Origin of the sequence: Actinomadura rubrobrunea NBRC 15275 (assembly GCF_001552235.1) — a bacterium.
In the GTDB taxonomy this organism is placed as follows: domain Bacteria; phylum Actinomycetota; class Actinomycetes; order Streptosporangiales; family Streptosporangiaceae; genus Spirillospora; species Spirillospora viridilutea.
Genome location: NZ_BCQU01000014.1, coordinates 1 through 22,823 on the forward strand (window position 1 = coordinate 1; position 22,823 = coordinate 22,823).

Here is a 22,823-nt window from a genome sequence, read left to right on the forward strand (position 1 = left end):
GAACGGGGGCGGGGGCACGGCGCCGCCCCGCGGGCGGGCGCCGCGCCGCGGCCCGCTCGCGGCCGGTGCTCGCGCAGTCCGCCTCACAGCCGCCAGACGACGTCGGAGTCCGGACGGTAGGCGCAGGTGACCCCGGTGGAGATCGAGGCCCGCAGGTGCCGGGCCAGCTCCGGATGCCGCCGGTCGAGCCGGCGCAGGGTGTCGCGGATCCGCGCGGTGACCGCCTTGCGCGCCCGCTCGGCCTGGTCTCCCAGGCGGCGGTCGCGGCCCGCCCGCCCCGCCGCGGCCCGCAGCTCCGCCAGCAGCGCCGCCCGCTCCCGGTCGAACTCGGCGGCCCTGCGGTCGTCGCCCAGCGCGGCCGCCCGGTCGATCTCCTCGTCCAGCCGCCGCAGCCGCCGCCGGTACCGGGCCTTGGCCTCGTCGTCCAGCACCGGGTCGCCGCCGCCGCGCAGCGCCGCCTCCGCGACCCGGCCGCCCGCGGGGTTGGCCAGCCGCACCGCAGGGACCTCCGTCCCCGGACATCCGAGCAGCACCCGCAGGTCGTGCAGCCCCTTGGCGTCCGGCATGTGCACCGTGCGGGCCGCGAACGTCAGCGTCCACACCTCGCCGTCGAATCGGAACACGCCCTCGGAGCCGGCGGCCCCGCCCTCCGGCGCGCCGGCACCACCGTCCGCCTCTCGGCCCTCGGCCGCGGCGCCGCCGGAGAGGCCGCTCGCCGCCCTGGACGTAGTCGACGCGCTCCGGACCTCGGCGACCCGGGCGGTGACGTGCCTCATGCCCAGCTCGGCGGCCTCGCGGGCGACCTCGTCCAGCAGGGTGCGCGCCGCCTGCGCGTCGCCGTCGCCGCCTCGGGCCAGCAGCGCCTCCGCCAGGCGCAGCCGCGCCTCCACCGCCCAGGGACGGGCGGACAGGCGGTCGGCCGACTCCCCGGCGGCGGTGAACCGGCGGATCGCGTCGTCCCAGCGTTCCTGGGCGGCGTCGAGCACGCCCAGCCACAGGTCTATCGGCCCGCCGACGTCGCAGCCGTACAGCGCCACGGCCCACTGCCCCGCGTACGGAAGCAGGGCCGCCCGCGCCCGTTCGCACCGCCGCGGATCCCCGGAGGCGGCCGCGGTCTGGGCCTGGAAACGCAGCCACAGCGGTGCGGCGATCGGCGGATAGGGCTCCTCGCGGTCCTGCGCGGCCTCCAGGTGCCGAAGCGCCGCGCCGGTGTCGCCGCGCTGCACGGCGGTGATGGCCTCCAGCAGCTCGGCGTAGGGGTGCCCGTGCTCGAACAGCGCGCGGTGCGTGTCCTCCAGCTCCTCGAACCTGCCCTGGAGCAGCTGGAGCGTCCACCGGAGGTGGAGCGTCATGTAACCGACGTGGGAACCCCTCTCGCGGGGGAGGCTCGTCATCAGGGCGTCGAGGTGCTTGTCCGCTTCGGCGAAGCGTCCGTGCAGCGCGGCGACGATGCCCTGGTCGGTGTGCACGGCCAGGCGCCACATCGCGACGTCGGCGTGCCGCGTCATGGCCACGAACCGGCTGAAATGCCGCAGATATCGCGGATCGCCCCGCTCCAGCAGGGCCACCCAGCGGAACGACGCCGCCAGATAGATCGTCTCGGTGTCGCCGGTGCGCCGCGCCAGGCGGGCCAGCTCCTCGATCAGCGCGAGCCGCTCGGCCGCGGTGCCGAGGCCCAGCAGGGAGTCGTGCCGGGCCCACAGGCCGAACAGCAGCGTCTCGTCGTCGCCGCGGCCCTGCCGGGCGACGGCGGCCGACAGCTCCTGCGCGAGCTGGACGTCCGGCGGCCGCGCCTGCGCGGGGGCGCCTCCCAGCACCATCCTGCGGTGCGCCTCTTCCAGCAGGTCCCGCTGGAACGCCTCCCACCCGGCGGGCGGTTCGTACGGGTAGACGGTCAGCGCCACCCGGGCCAGCAGCGCGGTGTCGTCCGCCTCCCGGGCGAGCGCCGCGGCGTCCTCGAACACCCGCCACGCGGCGTCCGTGTCGCCGCCGAGCGCCAGCTGGCGGCCCAGTTCCAGGGAGATCAGCGCGCGCAGGCGGCGCCGGTCTGCGGGCGCGCGCTCCAGGGCGCGCCGCAGGTGTTCGGCCGCCTCCTCGGCGGCGAACCGGGAGCCGGCGTCGCGGGCGGCGGCCCGCAGGTGCTCCACCGCCCGCATCGGGTCGATCTCGTCGCGGGCCAGGTAGGCGTGCCACGCCAGCTCGGCGGGCATGATCCGCCCGGCCAGCGCCGGGGCGTCCTCGACGGCGCGCACCACCGCGGCGTGGGCGCGGCGCGCGTCGGCGTCCCCGAGCGCCCCGTACAGGGTCTCCCGGACCAGGTCGTGCGCGAACGCGAACCGGCCGTCGTCCAGCGCGACGACGAGACGGGCGGCGACCGCCTGCCCCAGCAGCCGTTCGACGCGCGGCACCGGCTCGTCCATCGACGCGGCCAGCACGCCCCGGTCGAACTCGCGTCCCAGCACCGCCGCCGACGTCAGCAGCCGCACCACCGCGTCCGGCAGCAGCGACAGCCGCCGCCGCACCGCGTCCCGCACGCCCGGGGCGATCGCGTCGACGGTGCCGCCGCTGTGCCACAGCCGGGCCGCCTGCTCGACGAAGAAGGGGTTGCCGCCCGTGCGCCGGTGCACCTCGGCGACCAGGGCGTCGTCCGGTTCCGCGCCGACCGTGCGGCGGATCAGCCGGCCCACGTCCTCGCGGCCCAGACCGGTGAGCGTCACCACGGTGGCCTTGGCCGCCAGCGACGGCAGCACGGAGCGCAGCGGGTGCCCCTCCCACTCCACCTCGACGTCGCGGTACGTGCCGACCAGCAGCAGCCGCTCGAACCAGGTGTGCTGCGCCACGAACTCCAGCAGCCGCACCGACGCGGCGTCCGCCCAGTGCAGGTCGTCCAGCGCGACGGCGACCGGCCGCCGCTGCGACGCCGCCACCAGCGCGCTGGTCACCGCGTCGTACACCTGGAAGCCGTCGGCGTCGGCGTCGGGCGACTCGCCCAGCAGCATCGCCAGCCCGCCGCCCGCCGCCTCCTCGGCCGCCGCCCACTCCCGCGCGTCGACGGACCGCCGCAGCGCCCGCACCACCTGCGTCCACGGCCAGTAGCCGGGCGCGCTCGACGAGTCCCAGCACGACCCGCCGAGGACCAGCACGCCCCTGTCCCGCGCCTCCCGCATCGCCTCGGTCACCAGGGTGGTCTTGCCGATCCCGGCCTCCCCGGCGACCAGGACCAGCCCGCCGTGGCCGGCCGCCGCGCGGTCGACCTCCGCGCGCAGCACCGCCGCGGGATGGTCCCTGCCGATCAAGGTGGAAGTCATGATGGGCCGCCGTCCTCCAGGGCGTTCACTGCCCCTGAAAACGGTAACGGCCGTTTCGACATTTCCTTGCGCCCGCATTTCCCCGGCTGCCGCCGGACGGGAGGCACGGGCGGGCCCGGGCGCTGTGCCCGGGATGGGGCGGTTAATGCGGTGCGTCGTGCGGACGCCGAACGGTAGCGTCCGAGGCCATGGTGTCGATGGAACAGATCCTGGGGTTCTCCGCGATGGCCGCGGTCATCATCGTGATCCCCGGGCCCAGCGTGCTCTTCGTCGTCGGACGGGCGCTGGCGTACGGGCGCCGGACGGCGCTGGTCGGCGTCGTCGGCAACGCCCTCGGGGCGATGGCGGCGAGCATGGCGGTGGCGCTCGGGATCGGGTCGGTCGTGGCGCGGTCCGCCGTGGTGTTCACCGCGTTGAAGCTGGCGGGCGCCGCGTACATCGTCTTCCTCGGCGTGCAGGCGATCCGGCACCGCCGGTCGCTGCACGACGCGCTGGTGCGCGCCGACCGCGCCGGGGGCGACGGGCGCTCGCTGTGGCAGGGGTTCGTCGTCGGCGTGACCAACCCCAAGACGCTCGTCTTCTTCGCCGCCGTGCTGCCGCAGTTCGCGCGGCCCGAGCAGGGTCACGTCCCGCTGCAGATGGCGGTCTTCGGACTGATCTTCGTCGCGATCGCGCTGGCCTGCGACAGCGGGTGGGGGCTGGCGGCGGGCACCGCCCGCGCCTGGTTCGCCCGCTCGCCCCGCCGCCTGGCCGCGGTCGGCGGCACCGGGGGCCTCATGATGATCGGCCTCGGCGTCAGCGTCGCCACCGCCGGCCGCACGGACTGACCGCGGGGTCAGGTCTCCCGCCAGGACAGCTTGATGAGCATGTTCTTGGCCTCCTCGGCCACCTCGGGGTCGGCGACGACGTCGTAGCGGGCGGCGACGATCTGGCTGCGGGAGGCGAAGTCGCGGCGCCCGCCGGTGAGGGCGTGGGCGATGAAGCCGAACACCGCGCCGAACACCGCCCCGATGACGATGCCGCCCGCCAGCAGCGGCGGCACGTCGCTGTGGTTCGCGGTGAACAGCGTCAGCAGCAGTCCGATCAGGAGGCCGAACCAGGCGCCGCTCCCGGCGCCGGCCAGAGCGGCGCGGCCCTTGGTGAGGCGGCCGAGGACGGTCTCCACCATCCTCAGGTCCGAGCCGATGATGGCCGTCCGCTCCACCGGGAACTTCTCGTCGGAGAGGAAGTCCACCGCCCGCTGGGCGCCCTCGTAGGTGGGGTACGACCCGATGACCGGACGGTCGGTGTCCGGGACCGGTTGGGTGTTCATGGCATCCGTCCTTCTCTCCGGTGTGTTGCCGCAGGAACTACCCACGTCGCCCCATGCCGCACATGTCCGGAGAGAACGGCCCGCGGCCATGGCCTTCCGCGTCTCGGCGGCGGTCAGCGCGGGTTGGCCTGGGACTGGGCGCGGACGGGCTGCGAGCCGAAGGCGGTCAGGAAGCGGTCGCGGAAGTCGCTCATCCGCCAGACGGGGGACCGGCGCCCCGGCTTGAGGCCGTCCTGCCAGCCCCAGTCCGAGATCCGGTCGAGGACCTCGCGGTCGCGGGCCACGATCGTGACGGGGACGTCGCGGCTCGCGTCCTCCCCGGTGATCGTCGGCGCGGGCTGGTGGTCGCCGAGGAAGACCAGCACCAGGTCGTCGTCGCCGTAGGTCTCCACGTACGAGATCAGCGTGCTCAGCGTGTACTCGATCGACTTGCGGTACTCGCCGCGGATCTTGTCGTTGGGCGGCCACTTGGCGGCCTTCAGGCTCACCCCGCCCTGGGCGTGGAAGATCGAGCCGTCCCCGACCTGCTTCCAGTCGACCAGGCGCGGGATGGCGGCCCAGGGGGCGTGGCTGGACACCAGCTCGATCTCGGCCATGACCGGCGTCGTGCGCCCCTCGCGCTCGCGCTCGACGCGTTGGAAGAACGACAGCGTGTACTGGTCGGGCATGGTCGCGTACGCCCAGCGCGGCCCGCGGTACCCGAGGGTGCGGTAGTCGTAGATCTGGTCGTAGCCGAAGAACCGGCCCTCCGGCCAGGCCCGGGTGATGGCGGGCATGAGGCCGACGGTCCGCCAGCCCGCCCGGCCGAAGGCGCGGTTGAGCGTCAGCCGGTCGGTGGCGACCAGGTTCTGGTACCGCTGCTGGTTGTCGATCCACAGGCCGGACAGCAGCGTGGCGTGGGCCAGCCAGCTCCCCCCGCCCATCGTGGAGGAGGTGAGCCAGCCGCTGCGCGCGTGGAAGCCGGCCTTGCGCAGGCGTTCCCCGCCCGCGTCGAGCACCGCGCCGACCTGGGCGGAGAACTGCGGGTCCTCCACGGCGTCGCGGCCGTAGCTCTCGACGAAGGCGATCACCACGTCCTTGCCGCGCAGGCCGGTCAGCAGCTTGTCGCCCGGCGTGGCGCGGAAGTCGTCCACGGCCGCCTGCCGGGCGAACACCTCCTTGTCGTGCAGGCCCCTGCGCACCTTGAGCGCGCGGCTGTAGGCGAGCTTGGCGGTGTTCGACGACGCGACCGGGACCCCCGGGACGAGCTGCGCGCCGAACACGGCGCCGACGCTCCACACCGCCCACAGCACCACGACGGCGCGGGCCGCCAGGACGTCGTGCCGGGCCGCGACGCCCGCGAGCCGCATCGCGGCCAGCGCCATGACGACGATCACGCCGACCGCCAGCGCCGCCGCGCCCGCCGCCAACGCGACGGCGCTCGCGCCGCCGTGCTCCCCGGTGACGAACTCCAGGCCCGCCTCGAGGAAGGCCCAGTCCAGCACCGGATCCCACGGGCGGACCAGCACCTGGTAGAAGCCCATGTCGACGATCTTCACCACGAGCAGCGCGCCCAGCGCGGCGCCGCCGCACCCCGCCGCGATCCGCCGGGCCCGCCCGCGCAGGGCCAGCACGACGACCACGCCGAGCACCCCCTCGATCGGCACGCGGGCGAACGCGCCGGGGGTGATCTCGCTCAGCCGGTTCGGCGTGAGCAGGGCGAACGCGACGAGCAGGAACGCCAGGACGGTGACGGTCCGCGGAACGACGCGGTGCCGTCGGAGCCACCCCGCCGTGCCCCGGTGTTCGCCGTCGCCCGCGCCTTGAGCACGGCCGCCGTCCTTGCCGTCCGCGGCGGCGCCTTCGCCCGGCGCAGCGCCGTCGTCGGCCGGCGTCTCCGGTCCCCGGGGAGAACGCGTGAAGAGGGACAAGGGGCCTCCCAAGCCAAGCAATGCTGATCAGTGTCTGCGCATGCCGGCCCGCAGGGAAACCGGTCCGCGCTGCCCATCCTGTGTACGGCACCCCCGCCGGACCGGTTCAGCCGCGCCGACGCCGTCGGACGCGCCCGCCGTGCGGGCCCCTGCTGGAAGCTACGATGACGGCCGACGGCAGGGGAGGAACCCGGTGCGAATCCGGGGCTGTCCCGCAACTGTGACCGGGGAGTCCGCCTCCACGCAGGGCCACGGCGTCGGATGAGGCGTTCGCGGTGAAGGGAGGATCGCCTCACGGCCAGGGTGTCGTCCCTGGCCGGACACGCTGGAAGGCCGGAGGCCGAGACGACGATCCGGGAGCCAGGAGACTCCGCGCCGTCGTCGACCTCGTCACCGAGCCGGGGCGCGGACCCCGGAGGAGGCCCTGCCGATGCGTGTTCTGCTGCTGTCCACCGCCGACACCGAGCTGCTCGCCGCCCGCGCGGCCGACGCGGGCTACGTGACGGCCAACCCGATGCGGCTCGACGCCGACGCCGTCGACCGGCTCGCCGAGGACGCCGACGTCGCCGTCGTCCGGCTGCTGGGCGGCCGCAAGACCTGGCCGGAGGGGGTGGAGCGGCTGCGGCGCGGCGACCTGCCCGTGGTCTTCCTCGGCGGCGAGGCCGACCCGGACGCCGAGCTGATGGCGCTGTCCACCGTCCCCGCCGGGGTGGCCGCGGAGGCGCTGGGCTACCTGCGGGAGGGCGGCGTCGCCAACCTCAGGGAGCTGGCGCGGTTCCTCTCCGACACCGTGCTGCTGACGGGCGAGGGCTTCGCGCCGCCCGTCCCGACGCCGGCGTACGGGGTGCACGGGTCGTATGAACTCGACCCGGCCAAGCCCACGGTCGGCGTCGTCTTCTACCGCGCCCACGAGCTGTCGGGCAACACCGCGTTCGTCGACGTCCTGTGCCGGCAGATCGAGGAGCAGGGGGCCAACGCGCTGCCGGTGTTCTGCGGGTCGCTGCGCGGAGCCGACCCGGGCCTGCTTGACCTCCTCGAGCAGGCCGACGCGCTGGTCGCCACGGTGCTGGCGGCGGGCGGCGCGGTCGCGTCCCGGGCGAGCGCGGGCGGCGAGGAGGACTCCTGGGACGTCGGCGCGCTGGCCGCCCTGGACGTGCCCGTCGTCCAGGGCCTGTGCCTGACCACGCCCCGCGCCGCCTGGGAGGAGTCGGACGGGGCGCTGTCGCCGATGGACGCGGCCATGCAGGTCGCGATCCCCGAGTTCGACGGACGCCTCATCTCCGTGCCGTTCTCCTTCAAGGAGGAAGGGCCGGACGGCATCCCCGTGTACGCGGCCGACCCGGAGCGCGCCGCCCGCGTCGCCGGGATCGCCGTGCGGCACGCCCGCCTGCGACACGTGCCGAACGACCGCAAACGCGTCGCGATCGTCCTGTCGTCGTACCCGACCAAGCACTCGCGCGTCGGCAACGCCGTCGGACTCGACACGCCCACCTCGGCCGTGCGGCTGCTGCGCGCGATGGCCGCCGCGGGCTACCGGCTCGGCGACGACGACGCCTACTGGAGCGATCCCGACTCGGGCGACGCCCTCATCCACGCGCTGATCGAGGCCGGCGGCCACGACGTGGAGTGGCTCACCGAGGAGCAACTGCGCAACGCCCCCGCCCGGGTGCCCCTCGACGCCTACCTGCGCTGGTTCGAGGCGCTGCCGGAGCCGCTGCGCGAGCGCATCCGCGCGCACTGGGGCGATCCGCCCGGCGAGCTGTACGTGGACGGCGACGACATCGTCCTGGCGGCGCTGCGGTTCGGCAACGTCGTGCTGATGATCCAGCCGCCGCGCGGCTTCGGCGAGAACCCGGTGGCGATCTACCACGACCCCGACCTGCCGCCGTCCCACCACTACCTGGCCGCCTACCGCTGGCTGGACGAGGAGTTCCAGGCCGACGCGATCGTGCACCTCGGCAAGCACGGCACGCTCGAATGGCTGCCCGGCAAGGGGCTCGGGCTGTCGGCCGAATGCGCGCCGGACGCCGTGCTGGGCGGCGTCCCGCTCGTCTACCCGTTCATCGTCAACGACCCCGGCGAGGGCACGCAGGCCAAGCGCCGCGGCCACGCCACCGTCGTCGACCACCTCGTCCCGCCGATGGCGCGCGCCGAGACCTACGGCGACCTGGCCAAGCTGGAGCAGCTGCTCGACGAGTACGCCACCGTCGCCGAACTGGACCCGGCCAAGCTCCCCGCGGTGCGCGCCCAGATCTGGACGCTCGTGCAGGCCGCGCAGCTGCACCACGACCTGCACCAGGAGGAGATGCCGGGCGAGGACGAGTTCGACGACTTCATCCTGCACATCGACGGCTACCTGTGCGAGGTCAAGGACGTGCAGATCCGCGACGGCCTGCACATCCTCGGCCAGGAGCCGGTCGGCGCGCCCCGGGTCAACCTCGTGCTGGCCGTGCTGCGCGCCGCCCAGGTGTGGGGCGGCGTCGCCGGCGCCATGCCGGGCCTGCGGTCGGCGCTCGCCGCCGAGCACGGCCTGGACGAGAAGGCGCTGCTCGCCGAGCCCGGCGCGCGGGTGGACGCCGACGTCGCCGGGACGCGCGCCCGCACCGCCTCCGACGCCGTCGACGTGCTGGAGTCCCTCGCCCGCCGCCTCGTCGAAGGCATGGAGGAGCGCGGCTGGGACGCGGCGCAGGCCGCCGCCGTCTGCCGGGACGCCCTCGGCCGCGAGATCGACGGCGTCGTCCGGCTGCTGGAGTTCGCCGCGACCGAGGTGGTGCCGCGGCTGGCGGCCACGCGGAACGAGATCGGCGCGGTGCTGCACGCCCTGTCCGGCGGATACGTGCCCGCCGGGCCGTCCGGCTCGCCCACCCGCGGGCTGGTCAACGTGCTGCCGACCGGCCGCAACTTCTACTCGGTCGACCCCAAGGCGATCCCGTCCCGCAACTCCTGGGAGGTGGGGGTCGCGCTGGCCGACTCGCTGATCCGACGGCACTTGGACGACACCGGCGAGTACCCGGCCGGCGTGGGCCTGACCGTGTGGGGCACCAGCGCCATGCGCACCCAGGGCGACGACATCGCCGAGGTGCTGGCGCTCATCGGCTGCCGCCCGGTGTGGGACGACGCCTCCCGCCGCGTCACCGGGTTCGAGATCGTCCCGCTGGAGGAGCTGGGCCGTCCCCGCATCGACGTCACGCTGCGCGTCTCCGGGTTCTTCCGCGACGCGTTCCCGCACGTCATCACGCTGCTCGACGACGCCATCGGCGCGGTCGCCGCGCTGGAGGAGCCCGTCGACCGCAACTTCGTCCGGCGGCACGCCCTGGAGGACCGGGCCGCGCACGGCGACTGGCGCCGCGCCACCACCCGCATCTTCGGCTCCAAGCCCGGCGCGTACGGCGCCGGGCTGCTGCCCCTCATCGACGCCCGCAACTGGCGCGACGACTCCGACCTGGCCGAGGTGTACGCGGTGTGGGGCGGCTACGCCTACGGCCGCGGGCTGGACGGCCGGGAGGCCCGCGCCGACATGGAGTCCGCGTTCCGCCGCATCGCCGTCGCCGCCAAGAACCAGGACACCCGCGAGCACGACATCGTCGACTCCGACGACTACTTCCAGTACCACGGCGGCATGGTCGCCATGGTGCGGTCCCTGACCGGCCGCAACCCCGCGGCCTACGTCGGCGACTCAGCGCTTCCCGACCAGGTGAAGACCCGCACCCTCGCCGAGGAGACCCACCGCGTCTTCCGGGCCCGCGTGGTCAACCCCCGCTGGATCGCCGCGATGCGGCGGCACGGCTACAAGGGCGCGTTCGAGCTGGCCGCCACCGTGGACTACCTGTTCGGGTACGACGCCACCGCCGGCGTCGTCGACGACTGGATGTACGAGCGGCTGGCCGAGGAGTACGTCTTCGACGCCGAGACCAGCGCGTTCATGGAGCAGTCGAACCCGTGGGCGCTGCGCGGCATCACCGAACGCCTCCTGGAGGCCGCCGACCGCGGCCTGTGGGCCGCGCCCGACCCCGAGACCCTCGACCGCCTCCGGCAGACCTACCTGCGGTTGGAAGGCGACCTGGAGGCCGAGGACGACGACTAGCTGTTCTGTACTAGCCCGTGGTCTGGGCAGGTCAGGCGTCCTTGGCCTGGCAGAGGGCGAAGTCGTCGAAGACGGCCGTGACCCGCTCGCTCGTCCCGGCGTCGTCCAGGACCAGCCCGGTCGTGCCCTGGAGCAGCGGGTCGCGCCGGTCGGTGTACTCGAAGATCGGGTCGCCGTTGACCCACAGCGCGATGCGCGGGACGCCGCCGCGCAGGTCCAGTTCGGCCTGCATCCGGTCGGCGTCGTCCAGTTCGAAGTCGGGGACCGGGCCGGAGGCCAGCTCGGCCGCCGCGCCGTCGACGACCTTGCGCAGCCGGGCCGTGCCGTCCGGGCGCAGCACGATGTCGTACCGGTCGTCGCCGTCGGCCAGCAGGTGCACGCCCGCCGCCCAGCCGACGCCGCTCGGCCCCGCCGACAGCCTGACCCGCACGTCCACGAGCCCGTGCTGGGGCGACGGCATGGCCGTGGAGGCCCGGCACGTCTGCGCGGCCCCGGCGCGCGGCGCGATGTCCAAGACGTATTCGTCGTCGCGGAACTCTCCGCACCCGTCCGGACCGGCCTTCCAGCCGCCGGACGGGTGGTCGAAGTCGTCCTTCACCAGGGTCGCCGCCGATTCCGGCGGGTCGTCGGCGGACGCCTCCAGGCCGCCGTCGTCCGGCAGCATCTGCTGGACGCCCAGCACGGCGCCGATCACCGCGAACGTCGCCAGCCGGATCAGCAGGGTGCGCCTCCGGGCGCTTATGCCCCGTCGCGCCTCCGCGGCCGCCGCGTGGGGCTTCTCCTGATGCGATGTCTGCTGCCACGACGTCTGCTGCCACGATGTCTGCTGCCACGACGTCTCGGCGGTGGTCGCCTCTGCGGCTGCCTGTGTCTGCGGCAGCCGCTGTTCAGCGGACGGTGGTTGTAGGGCGGGCGCTTGTTCGGCCGAGAGTGCGTTTTCGTCGCGGGATGTCTCCTGACGCATTGTCTGGTCCCGCGCGGTCTCGGCGGTGAGCGCCTCCGTGGCTGCCTGTCTGGGCGGTGTGGGCGCCGCCCTTCGCTCAGCCGACGGGCGCCGCTCGGCCGGCGGTCCGGTCAGTTTCTGAGGCAGTGTCTGGTGCCCTGACGTCGCGGTAGTCGGGGCCTCCGCGGGTGCCTGTGCGGGGGGTATGAGCGCCGATATTCGCTCAGTCGGTGGTGGTCGTCGTCCGGCGGGCGGTCCGGTCTCGTCGCGGGGCCTCTCGGTGTCCGGGGGGTGGTGGTCGGTCAGGGCCCGGAGGAGGTCCGTGGTGTCGGGGCGGTCGGCGGGGTCTTTGGCCAGGGCGCGGATCACCAGGGGGCGGAGGGCCGGGTCCAGGGCGTCCACCGACGGCGGGGCGGTGAGGACGCGGTGCATGATCTCGTGGACGTTGGACCCGGTGAACGGGGCGCGGCCGGTGCCGGCGTACGCGATCACGCACCCCCAGGAGAAGACGTCGGCGGCGGGGGTGACGGGGCCGCCCCGCATCAGTTCGGGCGCGACGTACGCGGGCGTGCCCACGACCTGGCCGGTGCGGGTCGGGCCGTCCGCCGCGTCCAGCGCGTGCGCGATGCCGAAGTCGATGACCCGCGGGCCGGTGGACGACAGCAGCACGTTGGACGGTGTGAGGTCGCGGTGCACCACGCCGGCGCCGTGAATGGCGCCGAGCGCGGTGGCGATGTTGACCGCCAGGCCGTCCAGGGCGCCTCCGCGCAGCGGGCCGTGCTCGCGGACGGCCTGGGCGAGGGTCGGGCCGTCGACGTACTCGGTGACCACGTACAGCGGCTCGCCGTCCAGGCGGGCGTCCAGGACCGCCGCCGTGCAGAAGCGGCGCACCCGGCGCGCGGCGGTCACCTCGCGCCGGAACCGCTCGCGGAACGCGGCGTCCTCGGAGAGTTCCGGATTGATGACTTTGATGGCGACCCGGCTGTCCTCGTCGGTCAGACCGAGGAAGACGGTGCCCATGCCGCCCCGGCCGATCCTGCCGATGAGGCGATAGCGGCCGAGGCGTTCAGGGTCGTCGGGCCCAAGCGGAGCCGTCGGCATGTGTCCTCCCACACTGTGAGACGGAGGACGCGGCCGTTACGTTCACTTATTTCCGGCAAATGGCGCATTGTGGTCGAGAGTTCGGACCTCGGTCACCGGCGGGGTCCTGCCGTAGCGGCGGCGCAGCGGGTACGCGGCGGCCGCCACCGCGAGGCTGAGAGCGGAGGCGAGGAGCTGCGAGCGCTGCTCCGGCATGAAGGCCATCGACGCCAGCACCAGCAGCAGGGCGCCGATGACCAGCCACGTCAGGTACGGGTGGCCCCACATCCGGTAGGTGAGGCTGCCGGGGTCCTCCCGCTCCAGCCGGGCGCGCAGGCGCAGCTGGGAGACCATGATCGACAGGTACACGAACGCCAGGATGACCCCGATCGAGTTCATCAGGAACTTGAAGACGGCGTCCGGCGAGACGTACGAGGCGACCACCGCGCCCCACGCGGCGACGGTGCCGAGCAGGATCGCCCGCACGGGCACGCCGCGCCGGTTGAGCCGGACCAGCGCGGCCGGGGCGTCGCCGTCCCGCGTCAGGACGTACAGCATCCGCGACGAGACGTAGATCGCCGAGTTCAGCACCGACAGCACCGCGGTGAGGATCACCGCCTGCATCAGCGTGCCCGCCGCGGGGACCCCGAGATGGTCGAGGGTGCTGACGAACGGGCTGGTCAGGACCCGGGCGTCGTTCCACGGCAGGATCGACACCACCAGCAGGATCGACAGCACGTAGAACAGCGCGACCCGATACAGCACGTTGCCGGTGGCGCGGGCGACGGCGCGTCCCGGCTCGCTGCTCTCGGCGGCGGCGATGGTGGGGATCTCGGTGCCGCCGAACGCGAACATCACGGCCACGATCGCGGTGAACACCGAGGCGGGCCCGTTCGGCAGGAACCCGCCGTGCGCGGTCAGGGCGGCCGCGCCGCCGGGCGCGTCGGGCCACAGCCCCGCCACGTACAGCCCGCCGAGGACGACGAAGACCGCGATCGCGGCGACCTTGATCGAGGCGAACCAGAACTCGAACTCCCCGAACGAGCGGACCGACACCAGGTTGACGCAGGTCATCACCACCAGCAGCGCCGCGGCCAGCGTCCACTGCGGCAAGGGGATCCACTCGCCGAGGATCGCCGCGCCCGCGACCGCCTCCGCGCCGACGAGGACCACGTAGAGGTACCAGTACAGCCAGCCGATCGTGAAGCCCGCCCACGGGCCGAGCGCCATCCGCGCGTACTCGGCGAGGGAACCGGCCACCGGGCGCGCCACCACCATCTCGCCCAGTGCGCGCAGCACGCACAGCACCAGCAGTCCGGCCGCCGCGTACGACAGCACCGCCGCGGGACCCGCCGTCTTGATCACCGCGCCGCTGCCCACGAACAGTCCCGCTCCCACGGCGCCGCCGATGGCGAGCATGGTCATATGGCGTCGGCGCAGGCCGGTGCGCAGGGTTTCGGACATGCCTGGTCGTTCCCGTCCAATCGATCGGCGGCCATGGGACGACCCCACCCTAGTGGTTGGGCCCCTGTTCCGGTCCGACAGTAAACGGCATTCCGGGCTGTACCGGACTCGGCCGTACGCTGTGCCCATGCAACCGACGCCCGACGTGCTGGGCCCCGAGTACGAGGCCATCGAACTGCCCATGGGCCGCGACGCCGAAGGCGAGGTCGTGGCCACGCTGGTCCGGCGCCGCGGCGAGCGTCCGTGCCGCCGTGCCGTGCTCTACGTGCACGGGTTCATCGACTACTTCTTCCAGCGGCACCTGGCCGACTTCTACCTCGCGCAGGGCTTCGACTTCTACGCCCTCGACCTGCGCAAGTACGGGCGGTCGCTGCGCCCCCACCAGACGCCGAACTTCGTGCGCAGCCTGACCGAGCACTTCCCGGAGATCGACGCGGCGGTCCGGATCGTCCGGGACGAGGACGACCACGAGGTCCTGCTGCTCAACGGCCACTCCACCGGCGGGCTGATCGCCGTGCTGTGGGCCGACCGGGTGCGCGGCAAGGGCCTGGTCGACGCCCTGTTCCTCAACAGCCCGTTCCTGGACATCAACGAACCGCTGCCGCTGCGCAAGCTCGGCGCCGGCATCGCCCGCGCGCTGGCCGCGCGGTTCCCGAAGGCCAAGCTGCCCGCGGGCGTGTCGGACCTGTACCCGCGCAGCATCCACGCCGACCACGACGGCGAGTGGGACTTCGACCTGGCCTGGAAGCCCATCGAGGGCTTCCCGGTCCGGGCGGGGTGGCTGGCGGCCGTCCGCCGCGGCCAGCGGCGCGTGCACCGCGGCCTCGACATCGACGTGCCCGTCCTGGTGATGACCTCGGCCCGCAGCGTGCGCCCCAAGCCGGGGGCGGCCGGCCTGTCCGGCGCCGACACCGTCCTGGACGTCGAGCACATGGCCCGCTGGGCGCCCCGGCTGGGACGGCACGTCACGCTCGTGCGGGTCGACGGCGCGGTGCACGACGTGGTGCTGTCCGCCGAGCCCGTCCGCGACCGGGTCTTCGCCGAGCTGGCCCGCTGGCTGGCGGGCCACCTGCCGCCCGCCGCGGACGCCGCGGACGCCGCGGACGCGGCGGATGCGGCCGCGGGCGGCTCCTGACGGCCGGCCCGCGGTCGCCCGCGATCACCCGCCCGAGCGGCCGGTCACCCGTCGATCCGCGACAGGTCGAAGTCGTCGAAGTCGGCGATCGCCTTCTGCGCGGCGTTGGCGCCGCGCTGCACCGCGATCCCGGCCCAGCCGTTGGGCAGCGGCTGGTCGCCGTCGGTCTGGTCGATCACCTGGTCGCCGTTGACCCACAGCCGCAGCCGCACCTTCTTGCCCTTGTCCTGCTCCTCGCAGGCGATCTGCAGCCGGTTGGGGCCGTCCTTCTCGACCGGCGTCGACTCCAGGGTCACCAGCTCCTTGCTGCCGAGGTCCCCGGCCTTCTTGCGCAGCAGGCCGCCCTTGCCGTCCTTGCGGACCAGGAACAGGTACTCGCGCTCGCCGTCGTCGGTGGACCGGCAGGACAGGCCGTACTGGGCGTCGTCCTGGCCCTCGACGAGCGTCCCCGTCACGCTGACCAGCACCCGCGCGGGCATGTCCTTGCCCTCCTTGGGCGCGTACCGCTCGCGGAGCTGGGTGCCGAAGTCGGCGTCCATCCGGTACTTGCCCTCGTTCGTGTACCCGTTCGACAGCGTGTACGTCCCGCCGCCCCAGCCGGAGTTGGAGTTGCTGAAGTCGTCGCTGAAGACGGTGGCGAGGTCCTCGGGCGGGGAGTCGCCGCCGACGACGGCGGCCAGGAGGGCGGCGCCCAGCGCGACCGCCGCGACGCCCGCGCCGACGGTGAGCAGGGTCGCGCGGCGGGACGGACGGCGCTGCGGCTTTCTCACCGCCGTGGAGGCGAAGCGCAGAGGGGGCGGGGGCGGCGGCGTGTCCTCGCGGGTCGCGCCGGCGGTCGGCCCGAGGGGCGGCGCGGTCGCGGCCCGCGCGCCGACGCCCGCGTGCCAGGTCGCCTGGACGGTCTCGGCGAGCCGCGCCGGGTCCGGCTGGGTGTGGCCGACCAGGCGGCTCAGCAGCTCCCCGACGGACGGGCGGTTGTTCGGGTCCTTGTCGAGGGCGGCGGCCACCAGCTCGCGCAGCGACGGGTCGAGCCCGTCCAGCTGCGGCGCCTCGTGCGCCACCTTGTAGAAGATCTCCGGGACCGTGCTGCCCGCGAACGGGGGCCGCCCGGTGCCCGCGAACGCCACCACGCAGCCCCAAGAGAACACGTCCGAGGCGGGCGTGACCGGCTCGCCGCGCAGCAGTTCGGGCGCCAGGTAGTTGGGCGTGCCGACGAACTGGCCGGTGCGGGTCGGGCCGTCCGCGGCGTCCAGCGCCCGGGCGATGCCGAAGTCGATCACGCGCGGACCGGTCGGCGACAGCAGCACGTTGGCGGGCTTGAGGTCGCGGTGCACGATGCCCGCGCCGTGGATCGCGGCCAGCGCGGTCGCCACGCCCACCGCCAGACCCTCCAGGTCGGAGCCGGGCAGCGGGCCCCGCTCGGCCACCGCCCGCTCCAGGCTGGGGCCCTCGATGTACTCGGTGACGACGTACAGCGGATCGCGGTCCAGCTCGGCGTCGAGCACCGGCGCGGTGCAGAAGCGGCGCACCTGGCGGGCGGCGGTCACCTCCCGCCGGAACCGCTCGCGGAACGCCGCCTCGCTGGCGAGCTCACGGTTGATCACCTTGACGGCGACCCGGCGACCCGACCCGGACTCCGCGGAGTGCTCGCCGAGGTAGACGGTCCCCATACCGCCCCGGCCGAGCCGGGCGAGCAGCCGGTACGGGCCGAGCTCCCGGGGGTCGTCGGGCTGCAGGGAATCGGCGTTCTCTCCCGCGTGCGTGGTCATCCTGGTCCTGGGGGGATCGATGAGACAACTGGTGGAACCCCACCCTAGTGGGACCGGGACCCTCAATGCGGGCCACCCGGACGCCCTCGGGGGCCCGCCGCCGCGGCGGGCCCCCGAGGGCGTCCCGGCCGGCGGCGCCGGTCCGGCCGGGACGACGGGGGTCCGCGGCGCTCAGGGCAGCAGCAGGAGCTTGCCGGTGGTGCGGCGTCCTTCCAGGTCCTCGTGGGCGCGGCGGGCGTCGGCCAGGTCGTAGCGGTGACCGATGTGCAGGCGCACCTCGCCCTTGGCGACCCAGGTGAAGACGGCCGAGGAGCGTTCCAACAGCTCGTCGCGCGTCAGGGTGTGGTGGGCCAGGTTCGGCCGCGTGAGGAACACCGACCCGGCGGCGTTGAGGCGCTGCGGGTCGAACGGCGGGACCTTGCCGCTGGCGGCCCCGTACAGCGCCAGCGTCCCGCGGGGACGCAGGCTGTCCAGGCTGCCGTCGAACGTCGCGGCGCCCACGCCGTCGTACACCACGGCGACTCCCTCGCCGCCGGTCAGCCGCCGCACCTCGGACGCGAAGTCGTCGTAGCCCACGACCTCGTCGGCGCCCGCCTCGCGGGCCAGCCGCTCCTTCTCCGGCGTCGACACCGTGCCGATCACGCGGGCGCCGCGCAGCTTGGCGATCTGGGTGAGCAGCAGCCCCATGCCGCCCGCGGCCGCGTGCACCAGCACGGTGTCGCCCGGCTGCACGGCGTAGGTGGAATGCGTCAGGTAGTGCGCCGTCATGCCCTGGAGCAGGGACGCCGCCGCGTCCTCCAGGCTCACGTCGTCGGGCACGGGGACGACCTTGTCGGCGGGCACCGCGGCGCGCTGGGCGTAGGAGCCCTGCACGCCCTGCCAGGCCACGCGGTCGCCCGGGGCGACGCCGGTCACGCCCTCGCCGACCGCGGCGACCGTGCCGGCCCCCTCCACGCCCGGCACGTACGGCGTCGGCTGAGGGTAGGAGCCCGTCCGGAAGTACACGTCGATGTAGTTGACGCCGCTCGCGGCCAGGTCGATCAGCACCTCGCCGGGCCCCGGCGCGGGGTCCTCGCGTTCGGTGAACTCCAGCACCTCGGGCCCGCCGTTGCGGTTGACGACGATCGCGCGCATGTCGTTGTTCTCGTCCTCTCTCAGGTCGACTGTGCATCCCCAACGCGGACGGGGACCGGAATCATCCTCCCGTTCGACGGTCCGTCCGATCACTCGGCGGGCCGACGGATCCGGTCGCTCAGGCCCTCGTGGGCCATCGCCGCGATCCGCTCGCCACCGGCCACGGCGGATGCGACGCGTAAGGACGAGGTGACTTTCTGTTCCGTACCGCGGACGGCCGCGCGGGGGAGGAAAAAAGTTGACCGAAGTTCCAGGTTCTCCGGCGCCGATCTCCATCGCCGGACATCCTGGGAGCAGTTACCGGAGGTCGTCGTCCGGACGCGCCGCGTCGCGGGAGCGGCGGCCACGCTACGGTGAGGCGGCTGATCGCGGTGTCCGTTGTCGACGCGCAGAAGATCGCCGAGGTGCGGCGGCATCACCTCGCGGCGCTGGCGTACGAGGTGGAGGCGCGGGGCCTGCGCTGGCGGCTGGCCGCGCCCGAGGAGTCGGTGCTGTGCGTGCTGGAGCCGGCGTCCCGGCGGTGCGTCATGGTGGTGGCCACGCCCGTCGGGGACGGGTGGTCCTACCTGTGGACCGGCGGCGGAATCGCCCCCGTGGGACAGGTCGCCGCGGTCGCCGACCGGCTGGTGCGCCTGTTCGTCTGACCCTCTGACCTGCGGCTTCTTCGGGGCGACCCGGTCCGGGCCGCCCGCTTTCGCCTTGCCGGACGGTCCCCGGCGCCCCTAGACTTGTGGCGAACAAGTGTTCGAACGAGCCGCATGCCTTCCCCCGTGCGGTGCTTGCTTTCCATAGGCGGGGGAGGCGGATGACACGCGTATTCGGGGACCCGGTGGAGGTCTGGGTGTCCGAGGGGCGCCCGGTCCGGTTCGTCTGGCGGGGACGGCTCTACACCGTACGGCGGATCCTGGAGCACTGGGTCACGACGCGGGACTGGTGGCGCGAGCGGCAGCCGGAGGCGGAGGTGACCGGCGAGCGGGAGTTCTGGCGGGTCGAGGCGACCCCGGACCGGGAGATCGGGGTGTACGAGCTGCGCTACGACGCGGCCGCGGACGACTGGATGCTCTCCCGGGTGTGGGACTGAAGGCGGTGCGTCATGCACCTGCACGTCGCCTCGGCCTACTCGCTGCGCTACGGGACGGCGCCGCCGCGGGCGCTGGCCGCGCGCGCGGCCGACCTCGGCATGCGGACGCTGGCGCTGACCGACCGCGACGGCCTCTACGGCGCGGTCAAGCACGTGCTGGCCTGCCGGGACGCCGGGGTCCGGCCCGTGCTCGGCGTCGACCTCGCCGTCGCCGATCCGGCTCCGCCGCGAGGGGCGTCCGGCGGCGGGGCCGGGACGAGGCGGCGTCCGCGCCCGCGCGACGAGCCCCGGCACCGGGTGGTCGTGCTGGCCGACGGAGGCCGCGGCTGGGCGTCGCTGTGCCGCCTGGTCACCGCCGCGCACGCGGCGGGCGAGCGGACCAGGCCGGTCGCCACCCGGGAACTGATCGGCGAGCACGCCGACGGGCTGGTCGTGCTGCTCGGCCCCGACTCGGACGTGGGACGGGCCGTGGCCGAGCGCCGCCCCGACCTGGCCGCGTCCCGGCTGGCGGCCTGGCGGGCGGCGGCCGAGACGGTCGTCGAGATCGTCGACCACCAGGGGCCCGGCGACGGGTTCCGCGCCGCGCGGATGCTCGCCCTGGCCCGCGCGGCCGGGGTCCCGGCGGTGCTGGGCAACGCCGTCCGCTACCTGGACCGGGCCGACCATCCCGTCGCGCAGGTGCTGGACGCGGCGCGGCGCCTGGCCCCGCTGCACCGGCGCCACCTCGACGACACCACCGGCCAGGCCTACCTCAAGTCGATCCCGGACATGCGGCGCGTCGCCGAGCTGTCCTGCGGCGCGGACGCCGCCGAGGAGCTGACGGCCGCGACGCTGCGGCTCGGCGAACGCTGCGCCCTGGACTCGCCCGCCGACATCGGCATGGGCGCCCTGCACCTGCCCGACGTCGCCGGCGACGCCCACGCGCTGCTGGTCGCGCGCTGCCGCGAGGGCCTGGCCAGGCGCGGCCTGGAGCGTTCCAGGAGGGCGGCCGACCGGCTGGCCGACGAGCTGGGCGTCATCGCCCGCAAGGGGCTGGCCGCCTACTTCCTCACCGTCGCCGACGCCGCCGCGCTGATCCGCGGCCGCGGCATCCGCTGCGCCATCCGCGGCTCGGGCGCCGGCAGCCTGGTCAACTACCTGCTGGGCATCGGCGACCTGGACCCGCTGCGGCACGACCTGCTGATGGAGCGGTTCCTGGCCGACAGCCGCCCCGGCCTGCCCGACATCGACCTGGACGTGGAGTCGGCCCGGCGGCTGGAGGCCTACGAGGCGCTGTTCGACCGGTTCGGCCGCGACAACACGGCGTGCGTGTCGATGATGGAGACCTACCGGGCCCGCAGCGCCATCCGCGACGTGGGCAACGCGGTCGGCCTGCCCCCGCAGGAGATCGACGCCATCGCCAAGGCGTTCCCGCGCATCCGCGCCCGGCAGATCCGCGCCGCGCTGCACGACCTGCCGGAGCTGCGCCGCAGCAACCTCTCCCAGGGGCGTCTGGAGGTGCTGTTCCGGATCGCCGAACGGCTCGACGGGCTGCCCCGGCACATCGCCATGCACCCCTGCGGCGTCCTGCTGTCGAACGGCGCGCTGCGCGACCGCACCCCGGTCGAGACCAGCATGCTCGGCTTCCCCATGAGCCAGTTCGACAAGGAGGACGTCGAGGAGATGGGGATGCTCAAGCTCGACGTCATCGGGGTGCGCATGCAGTCGGCGATGGCCCACGCGGTCGCCGAGATCGCCCGCGTCGAGGGCGCCCGGGTCGACCTGGAGGCCGTGCCGCGCGACGACCCCGCCGCCTACGAGCTGATCCGCACGTCCCGGACGCTGGGCTGCTTCCAGATCGAGTCGCCGGGCCAGCGCGAGCTGCTCGGCAAGCTGCAGCCGCGGAACCTGGACGACCTCGTCATCGACATCTCGCTGTTCCGGCCCGGCCCGGTCAACTCCGACATGGTCACCCCCTACCTGGAGGCCCGGCACGGCGTGCGGCCCCCGTCCTACCCGCACCCCGACCTGGCCGACGCGCTGCGCGAGAGCCTGGGCGTGGTGGTGTTCCACGAGCAGGTGCTGCGCGTGCTGGACGTCATGACCGGCTGCGGGCTGTCGGAGGCCGAGGCGGTGCGGCGCGCGCTCGGCGACGAGGAGGGGCAGCGCGAGGCGGGCCGGTGGTTCCGCGAGGCCGCCCTCGCCAAGGGCTATGACGAGGCGACCGTCGACCGGGTCTGGCGGACGCTCACCGCGTTCGGCGCGTTCGGCTTCTGCAAGGCGCACGCCGCGGCGTTCGCCCTGCCCACCTACCAGTCGGCCTGGCTGAAACGCCACCACACGGCCGCCTTCTACGCCGGGGTGCTCACCCACGACCCGGGCATGTACCCCAAGCGCGCCATCCTCGACGACGCCCGCCACTTCGGCGTCCCGATCCTGCCGCTGGACGTCAACCGCTCGGCCGCCGACTGGCGCGTCGAACCGGTCGCCCCCGGCGTCCACGGCATCCGCGTCGCGTTGAGCGAGGTCAAGGGCATCAGCGAGGCCGAGGTGGCACGCATCGTCGAACACCGCCCCTACGACTCCCTGGGCGACTTCTGGCGGCGCGCCAGGGTCTCCCGTCCCACCGCCGAGCGCCTCGTGCTCGCCGGGGCCTTCGACGCCCTCTACGGCCTGCGCCCGCCCCGTCCGGGCGTCGCCGGCGGGAGCGGCGGGGGCCGCGGGGTCGTCTCGTCGGCCGTCGGCGGCGCGGCGGTGTTCATGCCGCCGCGCCCGGGCCCCGCGGCCGGCGATCGCGCGCTCGGCGGGGGTCCCCCGGCCGGGAGGCGGCCCGCCGCGGTGAACCGGCGGGACCTGCTGTGCCGCGTCGGGGCGCTGGACCGGGCGACGTCGCGTCCGCCCGACGGGCTCATCGAGGGGCAGCTGCCGCTCGGGCACGACCGCACCGAGGGCGGCCTGGGCGTCGTCGAGCACATCCCGGTGGGGGAGCTGCCCGACATGACGCCCGCCGAGGTGGTCGAGGCGGAGCTGGACATCCTCGGCATGGACGTGAGCCGCCACGTGCTGAGCTTCTACGACGAGATGCTGCGCGAGCTGGGCGTCGTCCGCTCCCGCGAGCTGGCCGAGCGCCCGCACGGCGACGACGTGCTGGTCGCGGGGGTCAAGGTGGCCACGCAGACGCCCGCGGTGCGGTCCGGGCAGCGGATCATCTTCGCCACCCTCGACGACGCCACCGGCCCCGTCGACCTGACGTTCTTCGAGTCCGTGCAGGACCGCTGCGCCGCGATCGTGTTCGGCTCGTGGCTGCTGGTGGTGCGGGGACGCGTCCGCCGGGCTCCGGGCGGCGCGCGGCCGGCGTCGCTGACCGCGTACGCGTGCTGGGACCTGGTCGGGCTGGACGAGGCGTGGCGGCGCGGCGGCCCCGCCGCCGTGCGGGAGGCCATGGCGCGGGACGGGCGCGGCACGGTCTCCGCGCGCCCGGTCGGCCGCCGCATCGTGTACGCCAACGGATTCGCGCTGTCCCCGTACGCCGACATCGGCCATGCCGGCGGCGACTTCAGGCGTCCCCCCGCCCGCCTTTGGCACGCCAGCGGCGGCAGCTCCGGCCCCACGCCGTAGCGCCCG

At 74.5% G+C, this 22,823-nt stretch carries 13 protein-coding genes and 1 riboswitch; of the genes, 6 read left to right on the forward strand and 7 right to left on the reverse strand.

Annotation, left to right across the window (positions count from 1 at the left end; translation table 11 throughout):
- Positions 1 to 83 precede the first annotated feature (83 nt).
- Positions 84 to 3,308 (reverse strand): ATP-binding protein, encoded by a 3,225-nt coding sequence (locus AR3_RS06265; RefSeq protein WP_083950998.1) that lies wholly within the window; start codon positions 3,306 to 3,308, stop codon positions 84 to 86.
- 188 nt (positions 3,309 to 3,496) lie between these two features.
- Here AR3_RS06265 and AR3_RS06270 point away from each other — a divergent pair, with 188 nt between their 5' ends.
- Positions 3,497 to 4,135, forward strand: coding sequence for a LysE family translocator (locus tag AR3_RS06270; RefSeq protein ID WP_067909846.1), 639 nt, complete (start codon positions 3,497 to 3,499; stop codon positions 4,133 to 4,135).
- Between the two features lie 8 nt (positions 4,136 to 4,143).
- Here the strand turns inward: AR3_RS06270 and AR3_RS06275 are convergent, their stop codons facing one another.
- Together AR3_RS06275 and AR3_RS06280 are read right to left on the reverse strand one after the other, a co-directional pair.
- Entirely contained in the window at positions 4,144 to 4,620 is a 477-nt protein-coding gene (locus AR3_RS06275) for a general stress protein (RefSeq protein WP_067909849.1), read from the reverse strand.
- A 113-nt stretch (positions 4,621 to 4,733) separates the two neighbouring features.
- Positions 4,734 to 6,530: an alkaline phosphatase family protein gene (locus tag AR3_RS06280; protein WP_067909852.1), complete on the reverse strand. Its 1,797-nt coding sequence runs from the start codon at positions 6,528 to 6,530 to the stop codon at positions 4,734 to 4,736.
- A gap of 183 nt (positions 6,531 to 6,713) precedes the next feature.
- Positions 6,714 to 6,901, forward strand: a riboswitch (cobalamin riboswitch).
- A gap of 59 nt (positions 6,902 to 6,960) precedes the next feature.
- Between AR3_RS06280 and cobN the strand changes: the two genes are divergently transcribed.
- A complete protein-coding gene (cobN, locus tag AR3_RS06285) occupies positions 6,961 to 10,614 on the forward strand; it encodes a cobaltochelatase subunit CobN (RefSeq protein ID WP_067909855.1) in 3,654 nt (1,217 codons plus the stop codon).
- A 31-nt stretch (positions 10,615 to 10,645) separates the two neighbouring features.
- On the opposite strand, the gene AR3_RS31580 is transcribed toward cobN, so the two are convergent.
- Both AR3_RS31580 and AR3_RS06295 read right to left on the reverse strand, forming a co-directional pair.
- Positions 10,646 to 12,658 carry a serine/threonine-protein kinase gene (locus tag AR3_RS31580; RefSeq protein WP_176579567.1) on the reverse strand — a complete coding sequence of 671 codons (2,013 nt, stop codon included), beginning with the start codon at positions 12,656 to 12,658 and terminating at the stop codon, positions 10,646 to 10,648.
- Positions 12,659 to 12,700: 42 nt separating this feature from the next.
- Entirely contained in the window at positions 12,701 to 14,101 is a 1,401-nt protein-coding gene (locus AR3_RS06295) for an amino acid permease (RefSeq protein ID WP_217998472.1), read from the reverse strand.
- Positions 14,102 to 14,228: 127 nt separating this feature from the next.
- On the opposite strand from AR3_RS06295, the gene AR3_RS06300 reads away from it, so the two are divergent.
- On the forward strand, positions 14,229 to 15,236 hold the full coding sequence (locus AR3_RS06300; protein WP_067909864.1) for an alpha/beta hydrolase: 1,008 nt from the start codon (positions 14,229 to 14,231) through the stop codon (positions 15,234 to 15,236).
- A 44-nt stretch (positions 15,237 to 15,280) separates the two neighbouring features.
- On the opposite strand, the gene AR3_RS06305 is transcribed toward AR3_RS06300, so the two are convergent.
- The gene (locus AR3_RS06305; RefSeq protein ID WP_067909867.1) at positions 15,281 to 17,005 is read right to left on the reverse strand and encodes a serine/threonine-protein kinase; all 1,725 of its coding nucleotides are present in this window, start codon (positions 17,003 to 17,005) and stop codon (positions 15,281 to 15,283) included.
- A gap of 171 nt (positions 17,006 to 17,176) precedes the next feature.
- Positions 17,177 to 18,139 carry a quinone oxidoreductase family protein gene (locus AR3_RS06310; protein ID WP_067909870.1) on the reverse strand — a complete coding sequence of 321 codons (963 nt, stop codon included), beginning with the start codon at positions 18,137 to 18,139 and terminating at the stop codon, positions 17,177 to 17,179.
- A gap of 371 nt (positions 18,140 to 18,510) precedes the next feature.
- Between AR3_RS06310 and AR3_RS06315 the strand changes: the two genes are divergently transcribed.
- The 3 genes from AR3_RS06315 (at position 18,511) to AR3_RS06325 (ending at position 22,817) form a co-directional block, all read left to right on the forward strand.
- Positions 18,511 to 18,783 carry a hypothetical protein gene (locus tag AR3_RS06315; protein ID WP_227023206.1) on the forward strand — a complete coding sequence of 91 codons (273 nt, stop codon included), beginning with the start codon at positions 18,511 to 18,513 and terminating at the stop codon, positions 18,781 to 18,783.
- 161 nt (positions 18,784 to 18,944) lie between these two features.
- Positions 18,945 to 19,220, forward strand: coding sequence for a DUF6504 family protein (locus AR3_RS06320; RefSeq protein WP_067909872.1), 276 nt, complete (start codon positions 18,945 to 18,947; stop codon positions 19,218 to 19,220).
- A gap of 12 nt (positions 19,221 to 19,232) precedes the next feature.
- Complete coding sequence (locus tag AR3_RS06325) at positions 19,233 to 22,817, forward strand: DNA polymerase III subunit alpha (protein ID WP_067909875.1); 3,585 nt, start codon at positions 19,233 to 19,235, stop codon at positions 22,815 to 22,817.
- Positions 22,818 to 22,823: the final 6 nt, after the last annotated feature.

Coding starts and splice junctions, on each gene's coding strand:
- AR3_RS31580 (WP_176579567.1), bottom strand. CDS start 12,658: ATGCCGACGGCTCCGCTTGGGCCCGACGACCCTGAACGCCTCGGCCGC.
- AR3_RS06320 (WP_067909872.1), top strand. CDS start 18,945: ATGACACGCGTATTCGGGGACCCGGTGGAGGTCTGGGTGTCCGAGGGG.
- AR3_RS06325 (WP_067909875.1), top strand. CDS start 19,233: ATGCACCTGCACGTCGCCTCGGCCTACTCGCTGCGCTACGGGACGGCG.
- AR3_RS06275 (WP_067909849.1), bottom strand. CDS start 4,620: ATGAACACCCAACCGGTCCCGGACACCGACCGTCCGGTCATCGGGTCG.
- cobN (WP_067909855.1), top strand. CDS start 6,961: ATGCGTGTTCTGCTGCTGTCCACCGCCGACACCGAGCTGCTCGCCGCC.
- AR3_RS06300 (WP_067909864.1), top strand. CDS start 14,229: ATGCAACCGACGCCCGACGTGCTGGGCCCCGAGTACGAGGCCATCGAA.
- AR3_RS06295 (WP_217998472.1), bottom strand. CDS start 14,101: ATGTCCGAAACCCTGCGCACCGGCCTGCGCCGACGCCATATGACCATG.
- AR3_RS06270 (WP_067909846.1), top strand. CDS start 3,497: ATGGTGTCGATGGAACAGATCCTGGGGTTCTCCGCGATGGCCGCGGTC.
- AR3_RS06310 (WP_067909870.1), bottom strand. CDS start 18,139: ATGCGCGCGATCGTCGTCAACCGCAACGGCGGGCCCGAGGTGCTGGAG.
- AR3_RS06305 (WP_067909867.1), bottom strand. CDS start 17,005: ATGACCACGCACGCGGGAGAGAACGCCGATTCCCTGCAGCCCGACGAC.
- AR3_RS06265 (WP_083950998.1), bottom strand. CDS start 3,308: ATGACTTCCACCTTGATCGGCAGGGACCATCCCGCGGCGGTGCTGCGC.